Consider the following 26,249-nt stretch of genomic DNA (forward strand, 5'->3'; position numbering starts at 1 on the left):
AATAGGGTATAGTAGCTTAAATTTCTTTAAATGCGGTAATGGTTTGAACCGGACCAAATTCATTCCACCCACCAAATGAACCGTTATTTAATTGTAGTTGGCTGCCATAAAAACCAATAGCCACAATACGGCCATCGGCCGGCGCCTGGTTTAAACCTACAAATGCTTTTGAAAACTGACATCTGTTGCCGGCTAAACCACCTGCTGCCGGTATTGCCTGCTTATTCAATTTATTAAACCCTGTCAGCAGTTCGCTGCCTTCAACCACCGAACTACAGGCAATGAGGTAAGCGGCATACAGGTCGTTTTGTTGTAATTGTTGCATCAGATAGTGCCCGGCATCAAAACTGTTAGCGTGTTTATTGATGTTTGTTTCGGCACAATGAACAATGGTTTTGTCGAATTGAAAGGCGGTAACCACTACGCTATTGAGATAAAGTTCAGGACGGATGATTTCACCAGCCGCCGAGCTTAAAATAATATGCGCTTCGGGGTAGCTTCTTTCCAGGTAATTAAAAACGGCCGTATCGGTAATAAGGGAGGGGGCGCCAAATGCCAACACTAACTGGCATTGCATACGGTCAAACTCCTCCGCGTGCACATATATTTTCCAGACCTTATCGGCATACTGGAGCTGTTGAATTTTCATTCGGGAATGATTTAGGGGTGCTGATAAGGTTATATGTGTAACGTATATTATTTCAAATACTTATATTTATGGAGAAAAAAGTAAGTGTTTTTTTTCAAAGAATTGACATAGCTCAATCTTGATTTATGGTACGCAGCTGGAAAGAATATTTCACTTTCACAAAGAAAGAACGCACTGGCATATATGTATTGCTTGCATTGATTGCCATTTGTATAACCATACCGCACTTTTTTAAAACCGCCACTTTTAGTGAGGAGGTACGCGTTGAAGCCATGCAAATACAAAAGGCGCCGCACGAACCGACTGGTAAACTGGTAAACCGGCGGCCTTACTATGACTATAATCGAACAGCCTACGACGATGTACATTATGAGCGGAAGGAAGAGCCGGTAAAGGGGGCCACCCTTTTTCCCTTTGATCCGAATACACTGGGTGCTGCGGGTTGGAAAAGGTTGGGAATAAACGACCGTACAGCTCGCACCATACAACATTATTTAGCTAAAGGCGGACAATTCAGAAATGCCGGCGATCTGAAAAAAATGTACAGTTTAAAGAAGGAGGATTTTGACCGGTTGATGCCTTATATACGAATTGAAACGCAGCCCGCTCCAAACTATTCACCCGATAAGCCACTGGCCAAATATGCAAAAGCACCAGCAACGATCATTGATATTAACCAGGCCGATACAGCGGCTTTTATTTCTTTGCCCGGTATTGGCAGCAAACTGGCCAATCGTATTGTGAATTTCAGGGAAAAGTTGGGTGGGTTTTATTCCGTACAACAAATAGGAGAGACGTTTGGGTTACCCGATTCAACCTTTCAATTAATACAACCCCGGTTACAATGCCAGCCCCCAATTTTGCAAAAGATCAACATTAATACAGCCGATGTAAATGCGTTAAAACAACATCCTTACATAAGATGGAATATAGCTAATGCTATTGTGCAATATCGGCAGCAGCATGGATTATTCCAGTCGACCGAAGCGCTGCTGCAGATTGTGCTGATAACCCCTGATTTATATCAGAAGATAGGCCCCTATATAACTGTGGAGTAGAAGGGGGCGATGTTAAGTTTTAAAAAAGGACACTAACATTTGTTAGTTTGTGAAAAAATCCTCCTATCTTGCAGGAGCCTTTAACGATTGAATACGAGTTAATTCAGGTAAATTTAAGTATGAATTTTCAAACCTCTGAGCTTACGGATCAGGTTGCTCAGTCAACCCGTGATTTTGCTCAACAGCATATTAAGCCTTATGTAATGGAGTGGGATGAAACCCAGGAATTCCCCTTGCATGTATTTAAGGAAATGGGCAAACTAGGTTTAATGGGTGTACTGGTACCTGAAAAATATGGTGGCGCCGGCTTAACCTATTTTGAATATGTAGCCATTATACAGGAAGTTGCCAAAGTATGTGGCAGTATAGGATTAAGCCTGGCTGCACACAACTCGCTTTGTACTGGCCATATGTTAAGTTTTGGTAACGAAGAACAAAAGCAGAAGTATCTACCCAAGCTGGCCACCGGTGAATGGCTGGGTGCCTGGGGATTAACGGAGCCTAATACAGGCAGTGACGCGGCCAATATGAAAACAGTGGCCATTAAAGATGGCGACCATTGGGTATTGAACGGCACCAAATGCTGGATCACCCATGGCAAGAGTGCCGATGTGGCCATTGTAATTGCCCGTACGGGTGAACCCAAAACAAAAGACAATGCCACCGCCTTCATTGTGGAACGATCCACAGCCGGTTTTAGAGGTGGTAAAAAAGAAAATAAACTCGGGATGCGTGCCAGCGAAACTGCTGAAATGATCTTTGATAATTGCCGCATCCCTGATAGTAATCGCCTGGGCAATTTTGGCGATGGGTTTAAACAATCGTTGAAAGTGCTGGATGGTGGCCGTATTTCAATTGCCGCTCTGGCACTTGGTATTGCCAAAGGAGCTTACGAAGCATCTATACAATATTCCAAAGAACGTCACCAGTTTGATCAGGCCATTGCCAACTTCCAGGGCATTTCATTTAAACTGGCCGATATGGCAACTGAAATAGCTGCGGCCGAGTTGCTGACCCTGCAAGCGTGTGATCTAAAAATGCGTGGCCAAACCATGAGCAAAGAAGCGGCCATGGCAAAATATTACGCCAGTGAAGTGGCCGTGAAAGTAGCTACAGATGCTGTGCAGATCTTTGGAGGTTATGGGTATACGAAAGATTTCCCCGTTGAAAAATATTATCGCGATAGTAAATTATGCACCATAGGCGAAGGCACGTCTGAAATTCAAAAGATTGTTATAGCCCGTGAAGTGTTACGAACTTAATTGATGAATACTGCTCAAAGGTTGCTTGTCATGACACAGTCCCCCTGGTAAACCGGGGGGATTTTTATTTAGCATCGTGTAAGGTGCAATCAATTAAATAATACAGAAAAGGCTAATGATTGAATTATTATGTGGTACAGCGTTCCTGAAGTAAATTTATAGTATGAATAAGGAAGTCAATCACGTGCTGCAGGGCTCCTTACTAACGCTGGTGGTCATAGGAGCCATAAAAGTCGGCGGCTTTTTAATGTCAATACCACCGCCACCCGAAGAACCTAAAGAACCCGTTGTTGGCATCTGTGGAAATGCTGCTATTTCCCCAAAAAATCCGGCAACTTACAGTAAGGGTAAAGTCTTGTTCCAGGAAAACTGTTCATCCTGTCATTCTGTATTTAAAGATTTAACAGGACCTGCTTTGGGAGGAGTTTCACAAAGATTACCAGATAGAAAGATGGTGTATAAATGGGTGCGAAATCCCGCCGCAGTTTTAAAATCGGGGAATGTTTATTTTAACACGCTTAAAAAGCGGTTTGGTGATGTTCAGATGACCGCATTTGATAATTTATCGAATGATGAAATTGATGCGATACTTGACTATGTAGAATCACATTAAAGTCATCTGAGTATTAAGGCATAATATCATCTTCTTCATCTTTAGGACCATATTTGTCGAACAGCTTATCGATAGCGCCGCCAAAAATGGGGAATTTGTCTTTTGCAAAATTCTTGATGATCTCAATGGCTTTATAGGCTTGTTCCTCTGTTAAACCTTCAGCCATTAACTTGTTTACTAATTCCTGCATAACAACTATTTTAAGAAGATAATTGAATGAGTTTACGGGAATAAAAAACGTCAGTTTGGAGGCTGACGTTTTTTAAGATACATTTTATTATTTAGAACGGCGGTTATGCAACTTTCAACAGGCTCATCTTGCTCTTGTCGAAATTCTTTTGTGCATATTCCAGATTCAAATGGAAAACCGTTTGTTTGCTTGAAGGCAATTCAAACATTGCATCAGTTAAAATGCTTTCACAAATGCTGCGTAAGCCACGGGCGCCCAGTTTGTATTCAACCGCTTTGTCAACCATAAAATCCAACACGTCATTATCGATGGTCAGTTGAATGTTTTCCAGTTCAAACAATCGCTTGTATTGTTTGATCAGGGCATTCTTTGGTTCTGTTAAGATAGAACGGAGCGTTGATTTGTCGAGCGGATTGAGGTGTGTTACTACAGGTAAACGACCTAAAAGCTCAGGGATCAATCCAAACGACTTCAGGTCGGTAGCATTAATGTATTGCAGCAGGTTCTTTTTCATATGTTCCTGCAGCTCTTTGTTTACATTAAACCCTATAGCGTTGGTGTTTACCCGGCGGGCAATCACTTTGTCAATACCGTCAAAAGCTCCGCCACAAATAAACAGGATATTCTGCGTGTTGATCTTGATCAGTTTTTGCTCAGGGTGTTTACGACCGCCTTGTGGAGGAACCAGTACATCGGTACCTTCCAGCAGTTTCAGCAATCCCTGTTGTACCCCTTCACCACTTACATCACGGGTAATGGACGGATTGTCGCCTTTACGGGCAATTTTGTCAATCTCGTCTATGTAAACGATGCCTCTTTCGGCAGCGGCCACATCGTAATTACAAACCTGCAACAGGCGGGTTAATATGCTTTCAACATCTTCACCCACATAACCGGCTTCTGTGAATACGGTAGCATCAACGATAGCGAAAGGCACATTCAGCAGGCGGGCAATGGTTTTAGCCAGCAGGGTTTTACCTGTACCGGTTTCACCCACCATGACGATGTTACTTTTTTCGATATCTACTTCGTTGTCAGCAGGTTTTTGTTGAAGGCGTTTATAGTGATTATAAACAGCAACTGCTAATACTTTTTTAGCTTCGTCCTGACCGATCACATATTCATCCAGAAAGCGTTTAACTTCAATGGGTTTCTTAACGTTCAGTTTGAAGGATGTGGAGGGCGGCGTACTTTCATGGCGGATCATCAGTTCCTGTTCAATGATCTCGCGTGCATGCTCAACGCAATTTTCACAAATATGTCCTTCCTGCCCGGCAATAAGAATCTTTACTTCATCGCGGCTGCGTCCGCAAAAAGAACAGTGTAATGTTGTTTTAGCCATGTTTAGTATAAAATCGCTTACAAAGGTATCTAAATGCAATGCCAAATCCCAATAAAAAATCCCAAACTCCTTTTATAGAATCTTAGTATACGGAATTTGGGACTTTTACAGGTTTATATGTACTTATAACTTCTCAACTTGCTGATCTACAATGCCATATTCTATAGCTTCTTTGGCATCCATCCAGTAGTCGCGATCAAAATCCTTCATCACCTGTTCAAATTTTTTACCACAGTTTTCGGCGAGGATCCGCGCGCCTATTTCCTTTGTCCTTTTAATTTGTTTAGCCTGAATTTCCAGGTCAGCGCTTACGCCTTGCATATAACCTCCCAGGCTGGGTTGGTGGATCATTACTTCGCCATGGGGGTAAATGAAACGTTTACCTTTTGCACCGGCGCTCAACAGGATAGAACCCATAGAGGCGGCCAGGCCCATACAGATAGTGCTAACCGGGCTTTTTAACATCCGCATGGTATCGTAAATAACCATGCCGCTGGTAACCACGCCACCGGGGCTGTTGATGAAGAATTTAATTTCTTCGCCAGGTTTGTCTGCATCGAGCAACAACAACTTGGTTACAATTTCTTTTGCTGATTTATCTTCTACAACACCCCACAGGTATACAGCTCTTTTTTCAAAAAAGAACTTTTCCATTTTCTTGGCCAGCATTCCAAAATCCGCATTTTTCTCTTCTTTGCCGTTTTCTTTTGGTTCGTCTTCATCGTCCATGCGAAATGGCTGAAATAAATGATTTGAATATATCTGCATGATACTTTTTATTTGAAATTCGAGTATTTGAATTCTACAATGATCCTGACCATCATCAGCAAAGTCAAAGGATCAAACGATCTTGTTCCACACCCTGAACATCCTGAGCGAGTGACCGCCTTTGGCGGAAAGCCGAAGGATGGTATGGTATGCTTAATTATCTTTCTTGTCTTTGCGTGGATTGATCAGCAATACTTCATCAACAATGCCATATTCCTTGGCTTCTTCAGAAGTTAACCAGTAGTCGCGATCGCAATCCTTTTCAACCTGTTTCACTGTTTTGCCAGTGTGGAAAGAGATAGCATCATACAGGTTCTTTTTGATCTTTTTGATCTCCTGAACGGTGATCTCGATATCACTGCCCTGACCGCCAATGGCGCCACTGGGTTGGTGCAGCATAACGCGGCTATGCTTTAAGGCAGTGCGTTTTCCTTGTGTACCTGCGCACAGCAATACTGCAGCCATAGAGGCAGCCATGCCTATGCAAATGGTACTTACATCAGGCGTGATGTAGTTCATAGTGTCATACATGCCCAAACCAGAATACACGTTTCCTCCGGGGGAGTTAATGTACATCTGGATGTCGCGTGTGCGATCAGTGCTTTCCAGGAACAACATCTGAGCAGTTACGATGTTTGCCACTTCGTCATTAATGGGATAGCCCAGGAAGATGATGCGGTCCATCATCAACCGGCTGTAAACGTCCATGACAGCAATATTCATGGGACGTTCTTCAATAATATTGGGAGTGAGATTCGTAACTGAATGCTTTTGGTAACTGTGCAGGGTATTGCTTGAAATACCTCTGTGGTGTACCGCGTATTTTTCAAATTCTTTTCCAAGATTCATAGTACTTTTCTATTATTTGAATTGGCAATTTAAGTTTTTTAGGAAACCAAATACCGTGCTACATAAAAAAACGGTCATTTTGGCCTAATAACCTCAAAAGCAAGGATTTTGGACCTGCAATTGAGGCAGTCTGCCTGGCATAAAACACCCTTTTTGGGGTGTAGATAAGTATAACAGGCATTGGTATGTAAAAAAGACTGACAGGTTGAACGTCGCCTGCCGGGCTATTTGGTAGTCAACCGCATATAGCGGTTTGCCAAACGGTCATTAGCTTTATTTTTCCAAGGCTGATAATTGCGGATTTAACAGTTAAATGCCCCATAGGTTGTATCACATACAAACAATTGTTTGTGGCCGGTTTGTTAAAAGCACCATTTAGTCCACTCGTTTGGTAGAAAAAATTTTTGATATCCGTTGCGATATGTTATCTTTGATCTACAAACTGAGTAGACTTATTATGTTTCGTTCCCACACCATACATTTAATGTACATCTCCTGTTGCAATAAATACTGTTGTTGCAATTAATACTCAGCTTTCCACTCACTTGTGCAATTGCACCCTTAGGTTTCAGGTTCCAGATTATCGAATGAATGAATGAAAAAAGAATATGAGCTCAACATTTCAGTCGCGCTTGACAGAATTAACCCACCAATCAGATAGACTATCTGTTCCAGAATTTATAAAATTTCTTACTGAACAGTTTCCCGGTCAGGTAACATTCAGCAGCAGTTTCAGTTATGAAGACCAGGTAATTGCCCATGAAATACTGAGCAATCAACTGCCGGTAAGTATTTTTACTTTAGACACCGGAAGGTTATTCGCTGAAACCTACTCTGTTTGGAACAATACGAACGAAAAATACCAGGCCCACATTACAGCTTATTACCCCGATTATAAATTACTGGAAACCTTTGTTACTGAAAAAGGTCCCAATGCATTTTACGAATCGGTTGAAAATCGCAAACAGTGCTGCTTTATACGTAAGGTAGAACCGCTGAAAAGAGCATTGGCCGGAAATGCGATCTGGATCACCGGTTTACGGGCCGAACACTCACCCGATCGAAATGATCTCAGTATAATTGAGTGGGACGAAACCAACCAGATCATCAAGTACAATCCCATTCTGCACTGGACAACCGAACAGGTAAAAAAATACATCGACGATAATAACGTGCCTTACAATCCGCTGCACGACCGCGGGTTTGTAAGCATAGGATGCGCCCCTTGTACACGCGCAATAAGGCCTGGTGAAGATTTCAGGGCCGGCCGCTGGTGGTGGGAAGACGCAGCTAAAAAAGAATGTGGTCTGCATATTCATAAATAATTTATTAACTGAATTCTGAAAACAGGTATATGAGTAAGTATAGTTTAGATTATTTGGATCATCTGGAATCGGAAGCTATTCATATCTTCCGCGAAGTAGCAGGACAATTTGAAAGACCAGCTTTATTATTTTCCGGCGGAAAAGATTCCATTACGCTGGTACAACTGGCGCTGAAAGCATTTCGCCCCGGTAAATTCCCTTTCCCCCTCGTGCACATCGATACCGGACATAATTTCCCTGAAGCCCTTCAATACCGGGATGAACTGGCCAAAAGATTAGGAGAAAAGTTGATCGTTCGCAATGTTGGTGACACGATCAAAACAAAAAACCTCACCGAGCCAAAAGGTAAGTTTGCAAGCCGCAACGCTTTACAAACCTTCACCCTGCTCGATACAATAGAAGAGTTCAAGTTTGATGCCTGCATTGGTGGTGCCCGCCGCGACGAAGAAAAGGCAAGAGCCAAAGAACGCATATTTTCTGTTCGGGACGAATTCGGTCAATGGGACCCCAAATTACAACGCCCTGAATTGTGGAATACCTACAATGGAAAAATCAGCAAAGGCGAGAATGTGCGTGTATTCCCCATCAGTAACTGGACAGAATTGGATGTTTGGAATTATATCCGTCGCGAAAAGATCGAGCTGCCTTCTATCTATTTCTCACACGAGCGCGATGTGATAGATCATGAAGGACAACTGGTAGCTGTAAGCGAGTTTATTAAATTGGATGAAACCGATAAAGTACTGCGTAAAAATGTTCGCTACCGTACAGTAGGGGATATGACCTGTACCGCAGCTGTTGAATCACGTGCTGACAACATCGACGACATTATCAGCGAGATCACCGCTACCAAAACAAGCGAACGCGGCGAAACCCGGATCGATGATAAAGTGTCTGAAGCAGCAATGGAAGACAGAAAGAAAAACGGTTATTTCTAACCCCATCTCCAAACTTCAAAATATTTATATAAATGGATTTATTACGGTTTATAACAGCAGGCAGTGTTGATGATGGCAAGAGTACCTTGATTGGCCGTTTATTATATGATAGCAAAAGCATTATGATCGATCAACTGGCTGCTATCGAAAAACAAAGTAAGAATAAAGATCAGGGAGAGATCGATCTGGCTTTGTTGACAGATGGGTTGCGTGCAGAAAGAGAGCAGGGCATTACGATCGATGTGGCTTATAAATATTTCTCCACTCCCAAGCGTAAATTCATTATTGCCGATGCACCGGGTCATATACAATATACCCGTAACATGGTTACCGGCGCCTCTACAGCCGACCTGGCTATTATTTTGATCGATGCCCGTAACGGGGTAGTTGAGCAAACCCGCCGCCATTCTATCATAACTTCATTATTGAACATTCCACACGTGGTAGTGGCCATTAACAAAATGGACCTGGTCGACTACTCACAGGATGTTTACAACAATATCGTGATTGACTATGCCGAAGTGGCAAAATCACTGGGACTGAAAGATGTGACCTACATTCCTCTCAGCGCCGCCTTTGGCGATAACATCGTAGAGAGATCCCCTAAACTGGCCTGGTACGAAGGTGCTCCTTTATTACAATTCCTGGAATCAGTGGAAGTGGATAAAGATATTAACCTTGCCGATCCACGCTTCCCCGTGCAATATGTGATCCGTCCTCAAACAGAAGACCTGCACGATTACCGGGGTTATGCCGGAAAAGTAATCAGCGGTATTTATAAAAAAGGCGACTCCATCACCGTATTACCTTCAGGTCGCACCAGCACTATTTCAGCCATTGAACACAATGGTAAAGAAGTGGAAGAAGTATTTGCGCCCCAAAGCGCCATTCTTCACCTCGAAGATGACATCGACATCAGCCGCGGCGATATCATCGTGAAAAACGATAACCTGCCCAAATTAACACAGGAGCTGGAAGTAGTGCTGTGCTGGATGGACAACAAACCGCTGGTAACAGGCAACAAGTATTTATTGCAGATAAATAGCAAGGTAGTAAAGAGCGTGATAAAAGAAATCGAGTACAAGCTGGATGTAAATACCCTGCAAAAAACAGAAGCTACCTCGGCTGCCTTAAACGATGTAATAAAAGTTAAAATAAAAACGGCTTCACCCATTCCGTACGATTCTTATAGCGATCTGCGGGAAAATGGTGGTGCCATATTAATAGATGAAACAAGTCATGTTACGGTAGGAGCCTGTATGATTCAATAGCTGAGTAGTAAACCCCTGTGTTGAACTTTTGAATATTGAATAAAATGAGCACACAAGAATTTATACAGCATTTATATGCGCAACTTAAAAAAGTAGATACCACATTTCCTGATAAGGAATTGGCAGAGCAGTTCATTGATCAGGTTTTTAATTTCTTGTTTTTACCCAATAAGAAACATCATTTATACAGTGATCTTGAAAAAGAGCTCAATATATTAAGAGGCCATTTGTCAAGCCTGGTATATGATGTAACGCATAAAGAAGAAAAGGCTGAGAAACATACAGAAACATTCTTTGCAGCTATTCCTGCACTGTATGAAACACTGATCAAGGATGCCCAGGCATTGTTGCAGTTTGATCCGGCAGCGCGGTCGGTAGAAGAAGTGTTGGTGGCCTATCCCGGTTTTTATGCTACTGCAGTATATCGCTTATCGCACCAGTTATGGGAGCAGGGCGTAGAAATTCTGCCAAGATTATTCACCGAATATGCGCATAGTAGAACTGGTGTGGATATTCATCCCGGTGCTCATATTGGCGAAGGCTTTTGCATTGACCATGGCACCGGCATTGTGATTGGCGAAACAACTGTAATAGGAAATAATGTGAAAATATACCAGGGTGTAACATTAGGCGCCCTGCATGTTTCAAAAGAGGCTATTACAAAACGGCATCCTACCATTGAAGATAATGTGACCATTTATGCAGGAGCTACCATTTTAGGCGGCGAAACGGTAATAGGAAAGGATAGTATCATCGGCGGGAACGTTTGGCTTACCTACAGTGTACCCTCTTTTTCAGTAGTGTACCACAAAAGCGAGGTAAAAGTTCGCGACAAAAATCCATTTCCTGAGCCATTAAATTTCGTCATCTAAAAAAAACGGGTAGTTATGATCACCGAAGAAAATCAAACAAAGACAACCAGTAAAACTGATAACCAAAACAACCAGCGTATGAGAGCCGGTAACATTTTAGAAACAATTGGCCAAACACCCCATGTTAGAATAAACAGACTGTTTGGTGATGGCCATGAAGTTTGGATCAAACTGGAACGCAACAATCCAGGTAACAGCATCAAAGATCGTATTGCATTGTCTATGATCGAAGATGCAGAAAAGAAAGGCATTCTGAACAAGGACAGCGTGATCATTGAACCTACTTCCGGTAATACTGGTATCGGTTTAGCCATGGTAGCAGCGGTAAAAGGTTACAAATTGATCCTGGTGATGCCTGAATCGATGAGCGTGGAAAGAAGACAATTAATGGAGTTATACGGAGCCTCTTTTGAATTGACTCCCCGTGAAAAAGGCATGAAAGGCGCTATTGAAAAAGCAAAAGAACTGGTAGCTGCAACGCCTAATTCCTGGATGCCCCAACAGTTCGATAATGAAGCGAACGTAAAAGTACATCGTGAAACAACTGCTAAAGAGATCCTGGAAAGCTTCCCTGATGGTATCGATTATTTGATCACCGGAGTTGGTACAGGTGGACATATCACCGGTGTAGCCGAAGTGTTGAAAGCCAAGTTCCCGAACCTGAAAGTATACGCTGTAGAACCTGAGTTATCAGCTGTTATCGCTGGTGGCGCTCCTGGGCCACATCCTTTACAGGGCTTAGGCGCAGGCTTTATTCCAACTATTCTGAATACCTCTCTCCTCGATGGAACAGTGAGTGTAGGGAAGGATGAATCATTTAGCTATGCGCAACGCCTGGCTAAAGAAGAGGGTATACTGGCTGGTATTTCAACCGGAGCTGCCCTGGCAGCAGTTGCAAAAAAATTAGCTGAGATCCCCCAAGGGGCCAGAGTACTGACATTTAACTATGATACCGGCGAGCGGTATTTATCAATAGATGGTTTATATAAAAAGTAACGGTTCATGCAAACAAACCCAACATATGGCAAAGTGATACTGGCTGCTGCTGGTCCCGGCGATCCGGAACTGGTAACGGTAAAAACAGTACGCTACCTGCAACAGGCTGAAGTAGTGTTGGCTGATCGCCTCGTAAGCGAGGAGATACTGCAACAGTATGTAAACAGCCAGGCAGAGGTGCTGTATGTGGGTAAGCAATGCAGCCGTGGATCATCAACACCACAGTACACCATCAACGAATTGATGGTGCACTATGCCACACAAGGCAAACTGGTAGTCCGGTTAAAAGGGGGCGATGCATCAATGTTCTCGAACATACTTGATGAATTGCAGACCCTGGTACAACATAACATACCTTATGAAATAGTACCCGGTGTAACGGCAGCGTTGGGTGCTGCAGCCTATGCAGGCATTCCATTAACAGCCAGAGGTTATACTACATCAGTGCGTTTTTTGACCAGTTATAAACTGGATGTTGTTACAGACACATACTGGAAAGAACTGGCCGAAACAAACGACACCCTGGTGTTTTATATGTCGTCAGAAACCCTGGATCATGTAGTAAGCAACCTGGTTAAACATAATATAGGAAGCGATAAGTTGCTGGCGGTAATTGAGCAGGCTACCACGCCTTTGCAAAACGTGCACGTAACCAATCTCTATTCTTACGATGAACAGCTTCGGGGAAAAACATTTGTTTCCCCGTCGCTGGTCATCATTGGTAAAGTGGTGGCTTTGCACGAGCAGTTTAAATGGATCGAGAACAGCAATAGCGCAGACCATTATTTTAAACCACTGGCAAAACTGATTACAACAACACCCGATTCTGAAAATGCGGAAAAAGTAAATAAACATGTTAGCAGAGCATAAATTGAAATTGTTACAGGATTTAGTAAGGTCTTCTACCAAAGAAGAACTGGTTTGGATGAATGGATTCCTGGCCGGCGTGCTTATGAATTGCCATGACCAATCGGCACTGGCGCCTACCTCATCAGCAGCAGTTGCTTCTGCTCCTGCAACAGTACCGGCTCCCGGCGCTGCAGCTGTTGAAAGCAAACCTGCCGTATCTAAAATTACTATAGCATACGGTACTGAAACCGGTAACTCAAAAAAGCTGGCCACCGATCTGGCTGCCAAAGCAAAGAAAAGCGGCATCCAGGCCAAAGTGGTAAGCCTTGATCAATATCGCCTGAATGACCTGGCTAAAGAAGAATACTTCTTTACCATCATCAGCACTCAGGGTGAAGGCGAGCCACCTGCTACTGCAAAGAAATTTTACGACCATATACATCAGAACGGGTTCAAATTGCCCCAAATAAAATTCGGTGTGCTCGCCCTGGGCGACACTTCATATCCCTTGTTCTGCAAAGCCGGCGAAGATGTAGACCAGCAATTGCAAAGACTGGGTGGACAAAGACTGGTTAACTTAATAAAATGCGATACCGATTATCAGGGTGATGCGGATGGATGGTTCTCGCAGGTATTGCATTCGTTGACCAACACCACCAGCAGCAATGGTACGGCCAGTGTAGGTGCGGTAGTGGCTAAAAAGCCTGCCGGCAAAAAAGTATACACTGGTAACATCATAACCAATGTAAACCTGAACGACAGAGGTTCAAACAAAGCAACGCATCATATTGAAATAGTGGCCGATGAACTGGATTACCAACCAGGTGATTCAATTGGGATCGTTCCAGAGAACGCGCCCGCAGTTGTAGATTCAATTATCGCATTGACACGTATCGATGGCAAGAAATCAGTTGCGTTCCGTAACGAAACGCATACGGTGATCGAGTTGTTGAAAAAGAAAGTGAATATTGCTTATTTACCAGAGCGTGTAGTGAAGCAATATGCCGCTATTGTAAAACAGGATATTCCGGAAACAAAGATCAGCCTACTCGATCTGTTAAAGATCTACCCGGTAAGTAATGCATCGCAATTTGAAGAAGTGATCGGTATTCTGGAGCCTATCACCCCAAGATTGTATTCTATTTCCTCTTCACCCAATGCACACAGTGGTGAAGTACATGTTACTGTAGCCCGCGATAACTTTAAAGTGAATGGCGAAGTAAAACATGGTTTGTGCTCAAACTTCCTGGCTGATTTGCCAACTGATAGTCCGCTTGAATTTTATGTACATAAGAATAACCAGTTCCGGTTACCGGCTGAGGATAAAGATGTGATTATGATAGGGCCCGGAACAGGAATTGCGCCATTTAGATCGTTTGTAGCTGAGCGCGATGCTGCCGGCGCCAGCGGTCGTAACTGGCTGTTCTTCGGCGATCAGCATTTTACTTCGGACTTCCTGTATCAAACAGAAATTCAAAACTGGATCCAAACAGGCGTATTGACGAAAGTTAATGTGGCCTTTTCAAGAGACCAGAAATCAAAGATATATGTACAGCATAAAATGCTGGAGAATGCCAAGGCATTTTATGAGTGGTTGCAAAATGGAGCCTATGTATACATCTGCGGCGCCAAAGAACCAATGAGTGTAGATGTGGAAAATACCGTTCTACAGATCATTGAACGATTTGGAAGTAAAACTAGCGCCCAGGCAATTGAGTATCTGAACCAGTTGAAAGAAGAGGGTCGCTTTCTGAAAGATGTATATTAGAATGATGCGGGTGAACTTTATTTGAAACTTGAAACAGCATTTACAATGAGTACAAACGATAATAAGAATCTATCTTCTACCGAGAAAATAAAAATGACCAGCGATGGTTTACGTGGCACATTAAAAGAAAGCTTGCGCGATGAGATAACCGGTGCGATCCGTGAAGATGATACAGCGTTGGTAAAGTTCCATGGCATGTATCAGCAGGATGACCGTGATCGTCGCGAAGAGCGCAGTGCCAAAAAACTGGAATGGTTGTATTCTTATATGCTGCGTTTGCGATTGCCCGGTGGCTTTATGACCGCTGAGCAATACATAGGATTACATAACATTGCCGGCGACCATTCTACCGGAGTTATTAAAATTACCACCCGCCAGACCATACAGCTGCATGGTATTTTAAAATCACATGTAAAGCCAACCATTCAGGCTTTCAACACCATATTGCTCGATTCTATTTCTGCTTGTGGCGATGTGAACCGAAATGTAGTTTGCGCGGCTCACCCCAAATTTTCACCTATACACGAGGAAATTTTTTCTTATGCAGGGAAAATAAGCAAAATGGGTTTGCCTAAATCAAGAGGATATTATGAAATATGGCTCGATGAAAAGCCATTACTCGATAAAAAGGAAAAAGAAGAAGTAGAAAAAGATCCATTATACCAGGATCGTTATCTGCCCCGTAAATTCAAAGTGGGTATAGCTATCCCGCCCAACAACGATGTGGATGTGTTTACTAATGACCTGGGGCTTATCGCTATTATTGAAAATGACAAGCTGATAGGTTTTAACATCGCTGCTGGTGGAGGTTTGGGTGCCACTCATGGCAACGCGGCTACTTATCCACGCCTGGCATCAATGCTGGGGTTTGTACGTGGTGAAGAAAATACGCTGAAGGCCGTGCTGGAGGTAATTACCATTCAGCGCGACCATGGTAATCGCAGCGATCGTAAGCTGAGCCGCCTGAAATATACCATCGACAAAATGGGGGTCGAAGCATTTAAGGAAGAACTGGAAAAACGGTGTGGGTTCAAGCTCGAAGAGCCGAAGCCATATAGCTTTACCAGTAGAAAAGATGATTACGGCTGGCACAAGAACCACGAAGGCAAATGGTTTTATACGGTATTTATTGAAAGTGGTCGTATTGCTGATGAAAAGGTGGCCCTAAAAACAGCCTTACTGGAAGTAGCAAAAACAGGTAAAGCCAATTTCAGGTTCACCAGTAACCAGGGGCTGATCCTCAGTGACATTGCACAAAAGGATAAAAAAGCTGTAGAACAGATATTAACCGATTTCGGGATTATTGCACATACAGACAATGCAGGTGCTGTTCGTAAAAATGCCATCGCCTGCGTAGCGTTTAATACCTGTTCACTGGCGCTGGCTGAAGCACAACGCTACCTGCCATCGCTCATCACGAAAATTGAACCTATACTGGCCAAGTATGGTTTGGAGAACGAAGAAATTTCTATGCGGATGACCGGATGTCCCAATGGTTGTGGCAGGCCGTATGCTGCAGAGATCGGTTTTATAGGCACTGCCTATGGCCGTTATAATTTACATTTGGGGGGCGACCGCGAAGGTTTCCGTTTAAATAAAAAGTACAAGGAAAATATCGACGAGCCTGCAATTTTGAAGGAGCTGGATGAACTTTTCGAGAAATATAGCAAGAACAGGAATTCCGGTGAAACATTTGGCGATTTTGCAGTTCGCGAAAAGTTGGTAACGATTTAAAAATGCTGACAAGCATGACAACAGAACAAATAATACCGGTAAAACAAACATCTGGCGCAACAACCGATCCGGGCAATCTTTTATTTCCTGTTTTTTTAAAGCTGGAAGATCTAAAGGTATTGCTGGTAGGAGGGGGCAAGGTAGGTGCAGAAAAGCTGTCTGCGCTGCTTAGTAATTCGCCGGCTGCCCCGGTTACTGTTGTAGCTCTCAGTATTTCCGATGAAGTACGTAAGCTGGCAAAAAGCCATCCCAATGTAACGCTACAGGAACGAGGATTTATTCATGCCGATCTCGAAAACAAGGACCTGGTTATCATTGCGGTGAATGAAAAAGAGACAAGCCTGGCCATCAGGGCTGCCGCCAAGGATAAGAAGATCCTGGTGAACGTGGCCGACACTCCTGAGCAATGCGATTTTTACCTGAGTTCCATTGTACAAAAAGGTAATTTGAAAATTGCCATTTCAACCAATGGTAAATCACCCACCGCGGCCAAGCGAATAAAAGAAGTATTGAACCATGCCTTGCCTGCTGAGTTGAACGACATGATCAATAACCTGCATGCCGTAAGAAACAAGCTCAATGGCAATTTTGAATATAAAGTAAAACGGCTGAATGAGCTTACCCGCATACTGGTAGAAAAAGATAATGTGGAAAGGGAACGACGCGTTCGAAAGATCGTTACCTATTCCCTCATTGCATTTGCCCTGATGCTGGTAGGTCACTTTGTTTTCTCTTACTTACCGTTTCAGCGTATTGCTGATGATACAGTAAAATGGTATCACCAGATGGACCCGAACTTTCACTGGATGGTACTGGCCGGTTTCCTGGCGCAATTGGTTGATGGCGCATTGGGTATGGGGTATGGGGTTACCAGTGCCACCATATTATTAACGGCCGGAGTTAGCCCGGCGGCTATGAGCGGCAGTATACACACCGCCGAAATGTTTGCAAGTGGCGCCTCAGGATACAGCCACTATAAATTTGGCAACGTAAACAAAAAGTTGTTCAAAGCATTGGTGATACCCGGGGTTATAGGAGCCGTTTTAGGGGCCGTCTTATTATCAAAATATGGTGACACGCAAACGATCTACCTGAAACCCATCATTGCCTGCTATACCATGATATTGGGCGTACGGATTCTTTGGAATGCTTTCAAAAAAGAAAAGAAGAAAAAGAAATTTAAACATTACGGTTGGCTGGCCGGTTTTGGGGGCTTCCTCGATTCGTTTGGAGGCGGAGGCTGGGGACCCATTGTAACCACAACCTTAATTACCAAAGGACGTAGTCCCCGTTTTGTGATAGGGTCAGTAAGCCTTACCGAATTCTTTGTTACCCTGGCCAGTGCCTTTACATTTTTTACCTTGCTGGGGGTAACGCACTGGCAGGTAATTGTGGCCCTGATAGTAGGCGGGTTACTAGCTGCCCCCCTGGCTGCAAAACTGGCCGGTAAATTACCACGCAAAACTTCCCTGATCTTATTAGGGATATTGGTAATATTCTGGAGCCTGAAGATTATAGTAAAGATATTTTAATAATTAATCCCGGTAAATATTCTTACCGGGATTAAAAATAAATTATTAGTCTAGTATAATAATCGACTATATTTGTACCGAATAACGATCCCGGTTACCAGTTTAGCCGGGTTTTTTAAGACTCTAATAGTCTAGTAAATTAGTGGACATACTACTCTGAAAACAAAGCAATTCCCCGTACAAAGCCGGGGATTTATTATAACCTTAAAGTCTATTAAAGTAATAGGCTAGTATGAATGAATAAACCAACAACAATGAAAACAGCAATTCCAACAGGTTGGCTGCTTGTGACCAAAACTTTGTACAACGGCCTCTTCCCCAAAATGAACCGCATTAACAAATTGAAGTATGGTGTGTTAGCGTCTGTAGCCCTGTTGGTGTGTTCTTCAGCTATTTCCCAAACCGTAGCATTGATCGAGATCTCCGGAACGGTGATCAATGATGAAAAAAAGCTACCCTTATCCGATGTAAGTGTACAAATAAAAGGATCGGTAACGGGGACTATTACTGACAATACCGGCAGCTTTATTCTGCGTACCAAGCAGAAATTGCCCTTTACCCTGGTTTTTACTTCAGTAGGTTTTAAACCACAGGAACTGGAAGTAAAAAGCCTCGGTTCCAAGCTACAGGTGGCTATGGTAACCCAAACCGTACTGGGAAATGAAGTAGTAGTAACTGCTTCGCGGGTACCGGAAAGCATTTTGAAATCGCCGGTAGCTATTCAGAAGCTGGACATCCGCGCGATCAAAGAAACCCCGGCGCCTAACTTTTACGACGCCCTGGAAAATGTAAAGGGCGTACAAATGACCACGTCAAGCTTAACCTTTAAAGTACCCAATACCCGTGGGTTTAATATCCCCAACAACTTCCGCTTTATGCAGTTGGTTGATGGGGTGGATATGCAGGCTGCAACATTGGGTGTTCCTCTCGGAAATGCCATTGGCCCCACCGAGTTGGATATTCAAAGCGTGGAAATTACACCCGGTGCCGCTTCAGCCTTATATGGGATGAATGCGATAAACGGGATGGCTAACCTGCTAACGAAGAATCCTTTTAATAGCCAGGGGTTGAGCCTTTACCACAAAACTGGTGTTAACCATGTTGATGGCATCGATCATTCGCCTGCATTATTGACCGAATCGGCCATCAGGTATGCAAAAGCGCTGTTCCATAATAAATTTGCCTTCAAGGTAAACGTGGGTTACATGCAGGGGATCGACTGGCGTTCCAATACCCGCCTCGATCAAAACCCGAACAACCTAAAAAGCGCGAACCCTAACTTCCCATCCTTGAATGGCGAGAACAACGCCGCCTTCGACGGTTGGAATAAATATGGTGACGATGCGTTGGCAGGTAGTAATACGTCTGCTATCAGCGGGTTGACCATTGATAATAAACCCAACCAAACTTTGCGTGTAGTACGCAGCGGTTATTGGGAAACCGACCTGGTAAGCCCCAAAGTAAGCAACCTGAAAGTTGATCTGGCGGCACATTACCGCATAACTGAAAACGCGGAGTTATCTTATTCATACCGCTTTGGCCAAATGGACGGCGTATTTCAACGCGGTAACAAAATACGGCTCGACAATGTAAAAGTGCAAAACCATCACCTGGAGTTGAAAGGTAGCAATTATGTAATCCGCAGTTATATGTCAATCGAAAATACGGGTGACTCTTATAACGTAAAACCACTGGCAGATAACCTTGATCTGGCGAGCGGTGGTTCGCAAACCGCCTGGGCTACCAAATATAAAAATGCGCTGCTAGAATATGCTGCGAACAATGGCGGCAATTTAACATCCGCTAACCTGGCAGCAGCCAATGTGTATGCCCGGGGAAAAGCAGATGCCGGTCGCGTTGAGCCGGGTACGCCCGAGTTTGATGCATTGAAGAACACCATTACCAAGATCAATAACTGGGATATAAAATCAGGCACCATTCCCGATGCACCTTCAACCGGTGGTGCAGCTCTGGTACAAAAAAGCCGCATGTACCACACCGAAGCACAGTGGGACCTGTCAAAATACACCAAAGTATTTGACCTGCTGGTTGGTGGCGATGCCCGTATTTACGAAGTGATCCCTGATGGAAATAATTTCGTTGATTTCAGTCGCCCTATTGCAGACCGCAACAAACCGGTAGTGGTAGATGGTAAAGTGCCCGACAGCAGCGATTTTGGCAGTAACGTATATTATAAAAAATTCGGCGGCTTTGCACAGGTTACCAAAACCCTTTTCAACGATAAATTGAAATTGTTTGGATCATTACGGTATGATTACAATCCCGAATTTGATCCCAAATTCACCCCCCGCTTGGCGGCAGTATACACCGTCAATCAACGTCATAATTTTCGCTTCACTTATCAGCAAGGATACCGCTTCCCGGCCTTGTTTGAAGCATTGTCATACGTAAACAATGGCCGCGTAAAACGCGTGGGCAGCTTATCTTATATCAATGAAGGATTGGGCTACCTGGAAAACAGTTATACCCAGCAGTCGGTAGTTAGCTTTAACGCCGCCGTAGCATCACAAGGTAATAGCGATGCAGCCGCATTGGCCAACCGTGATCTGTTGCAATGGGCCAACCTGCCCAAAGCGCGCCCCGAACAGATCACTTCTTTTGAAATTGGTTATAAAAGCGTGTTGTTGGATAATACCCTCATCATTGATGTGGATGCTTATACCAACAAATATGTTGGCTTCCTGGGGCAGGTTCAGGTATTTGTACCAATTGGTGAAACAGTAGGATCAGATGCAGCCGTGATTGCTATGCTCGATCGCAACCGCGATGTTTCTAAAGCTGATGCCACTACCGGTAATTCAGCCAGTAAAGGCCAGGAACGGTATCGTGTGTACACCAATGCCAAGAACACTTATAATAATTATGGATCGGCCTTGGGTGTAACCTGGAACTTTTTTAAGAAATATACAGTAGCCGGTAATTTGAATTTCAATCAAATGAAATCAAATAAAACCGATGACATCTTTGTAACAGGGTTCAATACCCCAAAATGGTCCACTAACCTGTCATTTGGCAACCGCGAAGTGTTCAAGAATGTAGGGTTTAATGTGGTATGGCGTTGGCAGGATTCTTTCTTGTGGGAGAGCCCGCTGGTAACAGGCCGCATTTCCGCTTACCAAACGGTAGATGCACAGGTTACCTATCGCGTACCAAAAGTAAATGCGAGTATCAAAGCCGGCGGCGCCAACCTGTTGAACCACCGCTATATTCAATATGCGGGCGGACCAACCATCGGTGGTTTGTATTATGTAGCGTTTACGATCGATGGTTTGTTGAAGTAGAATAAGTACGGTTAAAAATAAAAGTCAGCCCCTGTCCTGGGATAACCGGGATGGGGGTATTTTTTGTGCATATACCGGTATTTGTGCACCCCCAACTGGATACGCCGTTAAACCAATTCCCTCCAAAATCTCTCCGTAGCTTTATAATATGGCTTACAGTGCTGCTATTCGTCGGGTGACAGAATTCCTTGGTTTAAAGAGAAGCGTTGTTTATCTCTTCTGTCTCACTTTATTAATGCTTACCGGTGAAAAGTTGTGGGACCGGTTCCTTCCAAAATACCTGGAAGGTATTGGGGCAACCACCCTCATCATTGGTGCGCTTGGCTTTTTACAAAATATTCTGAGTGCATTCTGGTCATTGCCGGGTGGTTACATGGCCGATAAGTTAGGACACCGCCGGTCTTTTCTGCTTTTCAACCTCATGGCTATTGCCGGTTACCTGATTGCCATTTTTTTTACAAACTGGATAGCGGTCTTTATTGGAATGATCTTCTTTTCAGCATGGAGTGCCATCTCCTTACCTGCGAGTATGTCGCTTATTGCTAAGTCGCTAGATAGTTCAAAGACTGCCATGGGCATCTCCATGCATGCCATTGTCAGACGTATTCCAATGGCCATTGGGCCAATAGCAGGCGGGGTTTTGATCACTTCGTATGGACTGATCACAGGAATAAAAGCAGCTTTTATTATATCGCTTATCTTCTGTGTGCTGGGTATGCTGCTGCAGTTATTTAGTAAAGATACCTCTGCGACTGTTTATCAGCCAATTCATCCCTTGGCCTTGTGGCGTCAAATGGATGTGAGGCTAAAGAATCTGTTGGTTTCAGATATACTCATTCGCTTTTGTGAACAGATCCCATATGTATTTGTGGTGATCTGGTGTTTGGATGTTATAAAGGTTTCACCCGAACGGTTTGGATTGCTTACCGCCATTGAAATGATAACTGCCGCTTTAATTTATATTCCTGTGGCCAGCTTTTCAGACCGGACCGAGCGAAAGCCCTTTGTGGTGATCACGTTTATTTTCTTTACTGTTTTTCCGGTGATCCTATTCTTTAGTAAAAGCTTTCCTGCACTTATTATCGCCTTTATAATTCGTGGACTAAAAGAGTTTGGCGAGCCAACCAGGAAGGCCATCATACTGGATCTGTGCCCAAAAGAGGCAAAAGCCCGCGGGTATGGGTTATATTATTTTGTACGTGACTTTATAGTTTCTTTTGCTGCATTTCTCGGAGGCTTTATCTGGAAGCTAAACCCTGCTTTCAATTTGTTTACAGCGGCTGCTTTTGGGGTAGTGGGTACGTTGGTCTTTGTAGTTTATGGAAAGGGGACAGATGTTAAAAAGTAAACATCCACCCGAGCAGCGCTATTGCTTTGGTGTGCAATCCAACAAATTTGCCACATTCTCCAGTTGATGGCAATAAACGCCATATTTATTCAGGAATAGATATATATTCCGGTTCAAACAATCCATATTCTTCGTCATACTTTATTCGTATTAACCGCACCTTAACCTGCTTTTTCATCAATAGCAGATTTATCATTTTAACGAGTCCTTCGCCCGGAACACCGCCATAAGTCTGAGTATGAAGGTCAATTTTAAACACTGCTTCTTTTGAACAAACGATGAAGGGCGGGGTGCGGCGCAGGCTGCAGGCTTTTTTGCCCCACAGAAAATTTTACGGTTAACAAGAGGGCCACACAAAAGAGGATACGGAGTTTCATAGTTCGGCCAAAATAATAATTTCTACCAGGGTATAAAAGCGTTAGATCAATTAAAAAAGCGATTACAACTTGCGTCGTAATCGCTTCGGTTATTATCGTGCTATAAATAGATTTTATTCCAACCAGCCCTTCAGTACCGCACTGATCTTCTGAACTTCCACCATAAACCCATCATGCCCATATGCGGAATCAATTTCAACCAGGGTACAATTGGGCAGGTGTTGCTGCATGTGGCGTTGTTCTTCCAGGGGGCATAATATGTCGCTGGAAATACCGATCAGCAGTGTTCGTTGGTCAATGCTTTGCAGCACGGCTTCCACATCACCACCGCGGCCGCGGGCAATTTGATGGGTATCCAGGGCCTTGGTAAGCATCCAGTAGCTATAGGCGTTGAAGCGTTTTACCAGTTTCTCGCCCTGGTAATTGATATATGAGGCGGCTTTATAGTCATTTAACTTTTCGGTGTCGGCATCAGTTTGTTTTTGCACCATAATGCCATAATTACGGTAGGTGAGCATTCCAACTGCACGGGCAGCTTTTAACCCTTTTTGTCCGGCTTCGGGAGTATCCTGTTGCCAGGTGCAGTCGGCCTCAATAGCCAGACGCTGGGTAGCATGTATGGCAATTCCCCAGGCGCTTTCGGCGGGGGAAGTGGCCAGCAAAAACAGATTTTTGATCACTTCTTTTTCCATAATGCTCCATTCCATGGCCTGGTACCCGCCCATACTACCACCCATTAACAGGTGAATGTTATCGATCCCCAGGTGTTTCCGCAACAAAATGTGGGCATTTACCATATCACGAATGGTGATCAACGGAAATTGGTGTAACCATGGCTTCCCGGTTAACTTGTTGATATTCAATGGGCCTGTTGTCCCATAGCAGGAACCCAGAATATTGGCGCAAACAATAAAGTGCGTTTCGGGGTTAATTACACAGCCAGATCCAACCACTCCCTGCCACCAGTCGGCCGCATCGGAGTTGGCAGTAAGTGCATGGCATATCCATATTACGTTGTTTTTCTCGGCATTTAACGTCCCATATGTGTGATATGCAATGGTTAATGAAGGCAGTTCCTGCCCATTTTCGAGTTTAAAAGGTCTGTTATATTCAAATTGCTTCATTGGCCCCTGGCTATAATTAAGGGTGCAAAGTAAATGCCTGCATGAATTACATTTGCAAAAATCTTTACCATGATAAAAATTGAATTGGAAAGGGTCGATGGGGATTATGGATTTGAGGCGAAAGACGCTAATGGACATACCGTTCGCCTGGATACCAGCGTAGAGGGTGGCGGAACAAATTTTGGTGTTCGGCCCATGCAGATGCTGCTGATGGGGCTGGGAGGCTGCAGCGGTATCGATATCGTGAGTATTTTGAAAAAGCAACGCCAAACCATTGAAGGGTTCAGCATGAAAATAGAAGGGGAGCGCGAAGCCGGCAAAGAGCCTTCCATCTGGAAAGACATTACCATCGTATTTGAACTTACCGGAAATATTGACCCCGACAAGGCTAAACGCGCTTGCGAGCTGTCGATGGACAAATATTGCTCCGTTGCCGAAACCTTACGTCGCGCCGGTGGCGATCTGAAATGGGAAGTACGGGTAAATCAGAGTCAGAAGGCTTAGCAGGTATAAATAATTTTGGGGCCAGCAGCGGTGCTACTATCGGCTGACGTTGCGTCGCATGCCGACGATACATGTCGGCATCCCGACCGAAGCGTTGGGTATGTGCGTTCGGAGCATTACGGAGAAGGAGGGACCCGAGCCCCCGGAACCAGGGACTCTGAACCTGAAAACCTGAACTGCTACAGACGCCCCTGTATCTTGTAACTATAACTATCCAACTCAATAAGAACATGCATCCAATAAGCAAAGCAATACGCATTCAAACCGACCGTACCAATGAAATGGAACATTCTTCCCCCATGTTCTTAACCAGCAGCTTCTGCTTCGATAATGCCGAAGATATGCGGGCTGCTTTTGCCGATGAGACCGACGATAACATCTACAGTCGTTTCAGTAACCCTTCGGTACAGGAGTTTATCGATAGAATGGTAGCCCTCGAAGGCGCTGAGGCTGGTTTTGCTACCTCATCGGGCATGAGCGCCATCTTTGGCTCATTTATGGCCTTGTTGAAAAGCGGCGACCACCTGCTGAGCTGCAACGCCATTTTCGGTAGCACCCATACCGTTATCACCAAATACCTTCCGAAGTTTGGGATTGAATATACCTATGTACCGGCCGATAAACCTGAAGAATGGGAAAAGGCGATCAAGCCCAATACCAAAATGATCTATATTGAAACGCCCACCAATCCTGGACTTGAGCTGGTTGACCTGGAGGCCGCTTCAACCATCGCTAAAAGGCATAACCTTTTACTGAACGTAGATAATTGTTTTGCCACTCCGGTAAATCAGCGACCTATTGATTTTGGCGCTGACCTGGTAGTACATTCAGCTACTAAATGGATCGATGGCCAGGGCCGGGTACTCGGTGGTGTTATTGTGGGGAAAAAAGCACTCATAAAAGATATTTATTTGTTCTGCCGCAGTACCGGACCGGCATTATCTCCATTCAATGCCTGGGTTTTGAGCAAAAGCCTCGAAACGCTCGATGTGCGTATGGAGCGCCATGGTAACAATGCCCTGCAACTGGCCAAGGCCCTTGAAGGACACCCCAAGATCAAGTATGTAAAATATCCCTTCCTGCCCAGTCATCCCCAGCACCGCATTGCCCTTAAACAAATGAAGAATGGCGGCGGAATAGTTTGTTTTGAACTGGCTGGCGGTTTGCAAAGTGGTCGAAAATTTCTTGATAGCCTGAAAATGTTATCGTTAACGGCCAACCTGGGCGATACAAAAAGCATAGCATCGCACCCCGCCAGTACCACTCACGCCAAGCTGACCGAAGATGAAAGACAGGCCGTTAACATTACTCCAGGTCTGATCAGGATCTCCGTGGGACTCGAACATGTCGATGATATTATAAGCGATATCCGGCAAGCGCTTGAAAATTGTTAATTAGCAGTGACGATAATCATTGATTTGAATGCCTGCTATCATAGTATAAACCTAAATTGTAGATTAACTTTAGGACTGATTCTTTTTCATAATAAAAAGTTTTAAAAATTGAGCTGGTAACGGGTTGGTTCTCCAACCCGTTTGTTTTTTTATGGACCCCTCAGAAAATCGTAACTTATAGAAA

General features: G+C 44.0%; 22 protein-coding genes. 16 read left to right on the plus strand and 6 right to left on the minus strand.

The window, feature by feature from the left end; all coding sequences use genetic code 11:
* Positions 1–16: 16 nt before the first annotated feature.
* Positions 17–649, minus strand: a complete 633-nt coding sequence (locus J7I42_RS08870) for an FIST N-terminal domain-containing protein (RefSeq protein ID WP_209138415.1) — start codon at positions 647–649, stop codon at positions 17–19.
* A 125-nt stretch (positions 650–774) separates the two neighbouring features.
* Here J7I42_RS08870 and J7I42_RS08875 point away from each other — a divergent pair, with 125 nt between their 5' ends.
* The 3 genes from J7I42_RS08875 (at position 775) to J7I42_RS08885 (ending at position 3,582) form a co-directional block, all read left to right on the plus strand.
* The gene (locus tag J7I42_RS08875; protein WP_209138416.1) at positions 775–1,707 is read left to right on the plus strand and encodes a helix-hairpin-helix domain-containing protein; all 933 of its coding nucleotides are present in this window, start codon (positions 775–777) and stop codon (positions 1,705–1,707) included.
* A 119-nt stretch (positions 1,708–1,826) separates the two neighbouring features.
* Positions 1,827–2,969, plus strand: coding sequence for an acyl-CoA dehydrogenase (locus tag J7I42_RS08880; protein ID WP_209138417.1), 1,143 nt, complete (start codon positions 1,827–1,829; stop codon positions 2,967–2,969).
* A gap of 163 nt (positions 2,970–3,132) precedes the next feature.
* Positions 3,133–3,582 carry a c-type cytochrome gene (locus tag J7I42_RS08885; RefSeq protein ID WP_209138418.1) on the plus strand — a complete coding sequence of 150 codons (450 nt, stop codon included), beginning with the start codon at positions 3,133–3,135 and terminating at the stop codon, positions 3,580–3,582.
* A gap of 13 nt (positions 3,583–3,595) precedes the next feature.
* On the opposite strand, the gene J7I42_RS08890 is transcribed toward J7I42_RS08885, so the two are convergent.
* The 4 genes from J7I42_RS08890 to J7I42_RS08905 all read right to left on the minus strand — a co-directional run bounded on the left by J7I42_RS08890 (position 3,596) and on the right by J7I42_RS08905 (position 6,731).
* A complete protein-coding gene (locus J7I42_RS08890; protein WP_209138419.1) occupies positions 3,596–3,772 on the minus strand; it encodes a hypothetical protein in 177 nt (58 codons plus the stop codon).
* A 103-nt stretch (positions 3,773–3,875) separates the two neighbouring features.
* The gene (clpX, locus tag J7I42_RS08895; RefSeq protein WP_209138420.1) at positions 3,876–5,114 is read right to left on the minus strand and encodes an ATP-dependent Clp protease ATP-binding subunit ClpX; all 1,239 of its coding nucleotides are present in this window, start codon (positions 5,112–5,114) and stop codon (positions 3,876–3,878) included.
* Positions 5,115–5,237: 123 nt separating this feature from the next.
* Positions 5,238–5,882 (minus strand): ClpP family protease, encoded by a 645-nt coding sequence (locus tag J7I42_RS08900; RefSeq protein ID WP_209138421.1) that lies wholly within the window; start codon positions 5,880–5,882, stop codon positions 5,238–5,240.
* Between the two features lie 153 nt (positions 5,883–6,035).
* Positions 6,036–6,731, minus strand: coding sequence for a ClpP family protease (locus tag J7I42_RS08905; RefSeq protein ID WP_209138422.1), 696 nt, complete (start codon positions 6,729–6,731; stop codon positions 6,036–6,038).
* 608 nt (positions 6,732–7,339) lie between these two features.
* Here J7I42_RS08905 and J7I42_RS08910 point away from each other — a divergent pair.
* The 11 genes from J7I42_RS08910 (at position 7,340) to J7I42_RS08960 (ending at position 22,666) form a co-directional block, all read left to right on the plus strand.
* Positions 7,340–8,056: a phosphoadenylyl-sulfate reductase gene (locus tag J7I42_RS08910; protein WP_209138423.1), complete on the plus strand. Its 717-nt coding sequence runs from the start codon at positions 7,340–7,342 to the stop codon at positions 8,054–8,056.
* A gap of 29 nt (positions 8,057–8,085) precedes the next feature.
* The gene (gene cysD / locus J7I42_RS08915) at positions 8,086–8,994 is read left to right on the plus strand and encodes a sulfate adenylyltransferase subunit CysD (protein ID WP_209138424.1); all 909 of its coding nucleotides are present in this window, start codon (positions 8,086–8,088) and stop codon (positions 8,992–8,994) included.
* A 32-nt stretch (positions 8,995–9,026) separates the two neighbouring features.
* Entirely contained in the window at positions 9,027–10,265 is a 1,239-nt protein-coding gene (locus tag J7I42_RS08920) for a sulfate adenylyltransferase subunit 1 (protein ID WP_209138425.1), read from the plus strand.
* Between the two features lie 44 nt (positions 10,266–10,309).
* Positions 10,310–11,137: a serine O-acetyltransferase EpsC gene (gene epsC / locus J7I42_RS08925; RefSeq protein ID WP_209138426.1), complete on the plus strand. Its 828-nt coding sequence runs from the start codon at positions 10,310–10,312 to the stop codon at positions 11,135–11,137.
* Positions 11,138–11,152: 15 nt separating this feature from the next.
* Positions 11,153–12,133: a cysteine synthase A gene (gene cysK, locus J7I42_RS08930; RefSeq protein WP_236065404.1), complete on the plus strand. Its 981-nt coding sequence runs from the start codon at positions 11,153–11,155 to the stop codon at positions 12,131–12,133.
* Between the two features lie 6 nt (positions 12,134–12,139).
* Positions 12,140–13,003, plus strand: coding sequence for a uroporphyrinogen-III C-methyltransferase (gene cobA, locus J7I42_RS08935; RefSeq protein ID WP_209138427.1), 864 nt, complete (start codon positions 12,140–12,142; stop codon positions 13,001–13,003).
* Positions 12,987–14,750: a diflavin oxidoreductase gene (locus J7I42_RS08940; protein ID WP_209138428.1), complete on the plus strand. Its 1,764-nt coding sequence runs from the start codon at positions 12,987–12,989 to the stop codon at positions 14,748–14,750. The genes cobA and J7I42_RS08940 overlap by 17 nt, the downstream gene beginning before the upstream one ends.
* Positions 14,751–14,795: 45 nt before the next feature.
* On the plus strand, positions 14,796–16,484 hold the full coding sequence (locus J7I42_RS08945; RefSeq protein ID WP_209138429.1) for an NADPH-dependent assimilatory sulfite reductase hemoprotein subunit: 1,689 nt from the start codon (positions 14,796–14,798) through the stop codon (positions 16,482–16,484).
* Positions 16,485–16,498: 14 nt separating this feature from the next.
* Positions 16,499–18,016 (plus strand): TSUP family transporter, encoded by a 1,518-nt coding sequence (locus tag J7I42_RS08950; protein ID WP_209138430.1) that lies wholly within the window; start codon positions 16,499–16,501, stop codon positions 18,014–18,016.
* 254 nt (positions 18,017–18,270) lie between these two features.
* Complete coding sequence (locus tag J7I42_RS08955; protein WP_209138431.1) at positions 18,271–21,318, plus strand: TonB-dependent receptor; 3,048 nt, start codon at positions 18,271–18,273, stop codon at positions 21,316–21,318.
* Between the two features lie 148 nt (positions 21,319–21,466).
* Complete coding sequence (locus J7I42_RS08960; RefSeq protein ID WP_209138432.1) at positions 21,467–22,666, plus strand: MFS transporter; 1,200 nt, start codon at positions 21,467–21,469, stop codon at positions 22,664–22,666.
* A gap of 490 nt (positions 22,667–23,156) precedes the next feature.
* Here the strand turns inward: J7I42_RS08960 and metX are convergent, their stop codons facing one another.
* Complete coding sequence (gene metX / locus J7I42_RS08965; protein ID WP_209138433.1) at positions 23,157–24,167, minus strand: homoserine O-acetyltransferase MetX; 1,011 nt, start codon at positions 24,165–24,167, stop codon at positions 23,157–23,159.
* Between the two features lie 69 nt (positions 24,168–24,236).
* Here metX and J7I42_RS08970 point away from each other — a divergent pair, with 69 nt between their 5' ends.
* Complete coding sequence (locus J7I42_RS08970) at positions 24,237–24,671, plus strand: OsmC family protein (protein ID WP_209138434.1); 435 nt, start codon at positions 24,237–24,239, stop codon at positions 24,669–24,671.
* Between the two features lie 230 nt (positions 24,672–24,901).
* On the plus strand, positions 24,902–26,065 hold the full coding sequence (locus J7I42_RS08975) for an O-succinylhomoserine sulfhydrylase (protein WP_209138435.1): 1,164 nt from the start codon (positions 24,902–24,904) through the stop codon (positions 26,063–26,065).
* Positions 26,066–26,249: the final 184 nt, after the last annotated feature.

The organism is Niastella soli (assembly GCF_017742245.1).
GTDB classification, from domain to species: Bacteria; Bacteroidota; Bacteroidia; order Chitinophagales; family Chitinophagaceae; genus Niastella; species Niastella soli.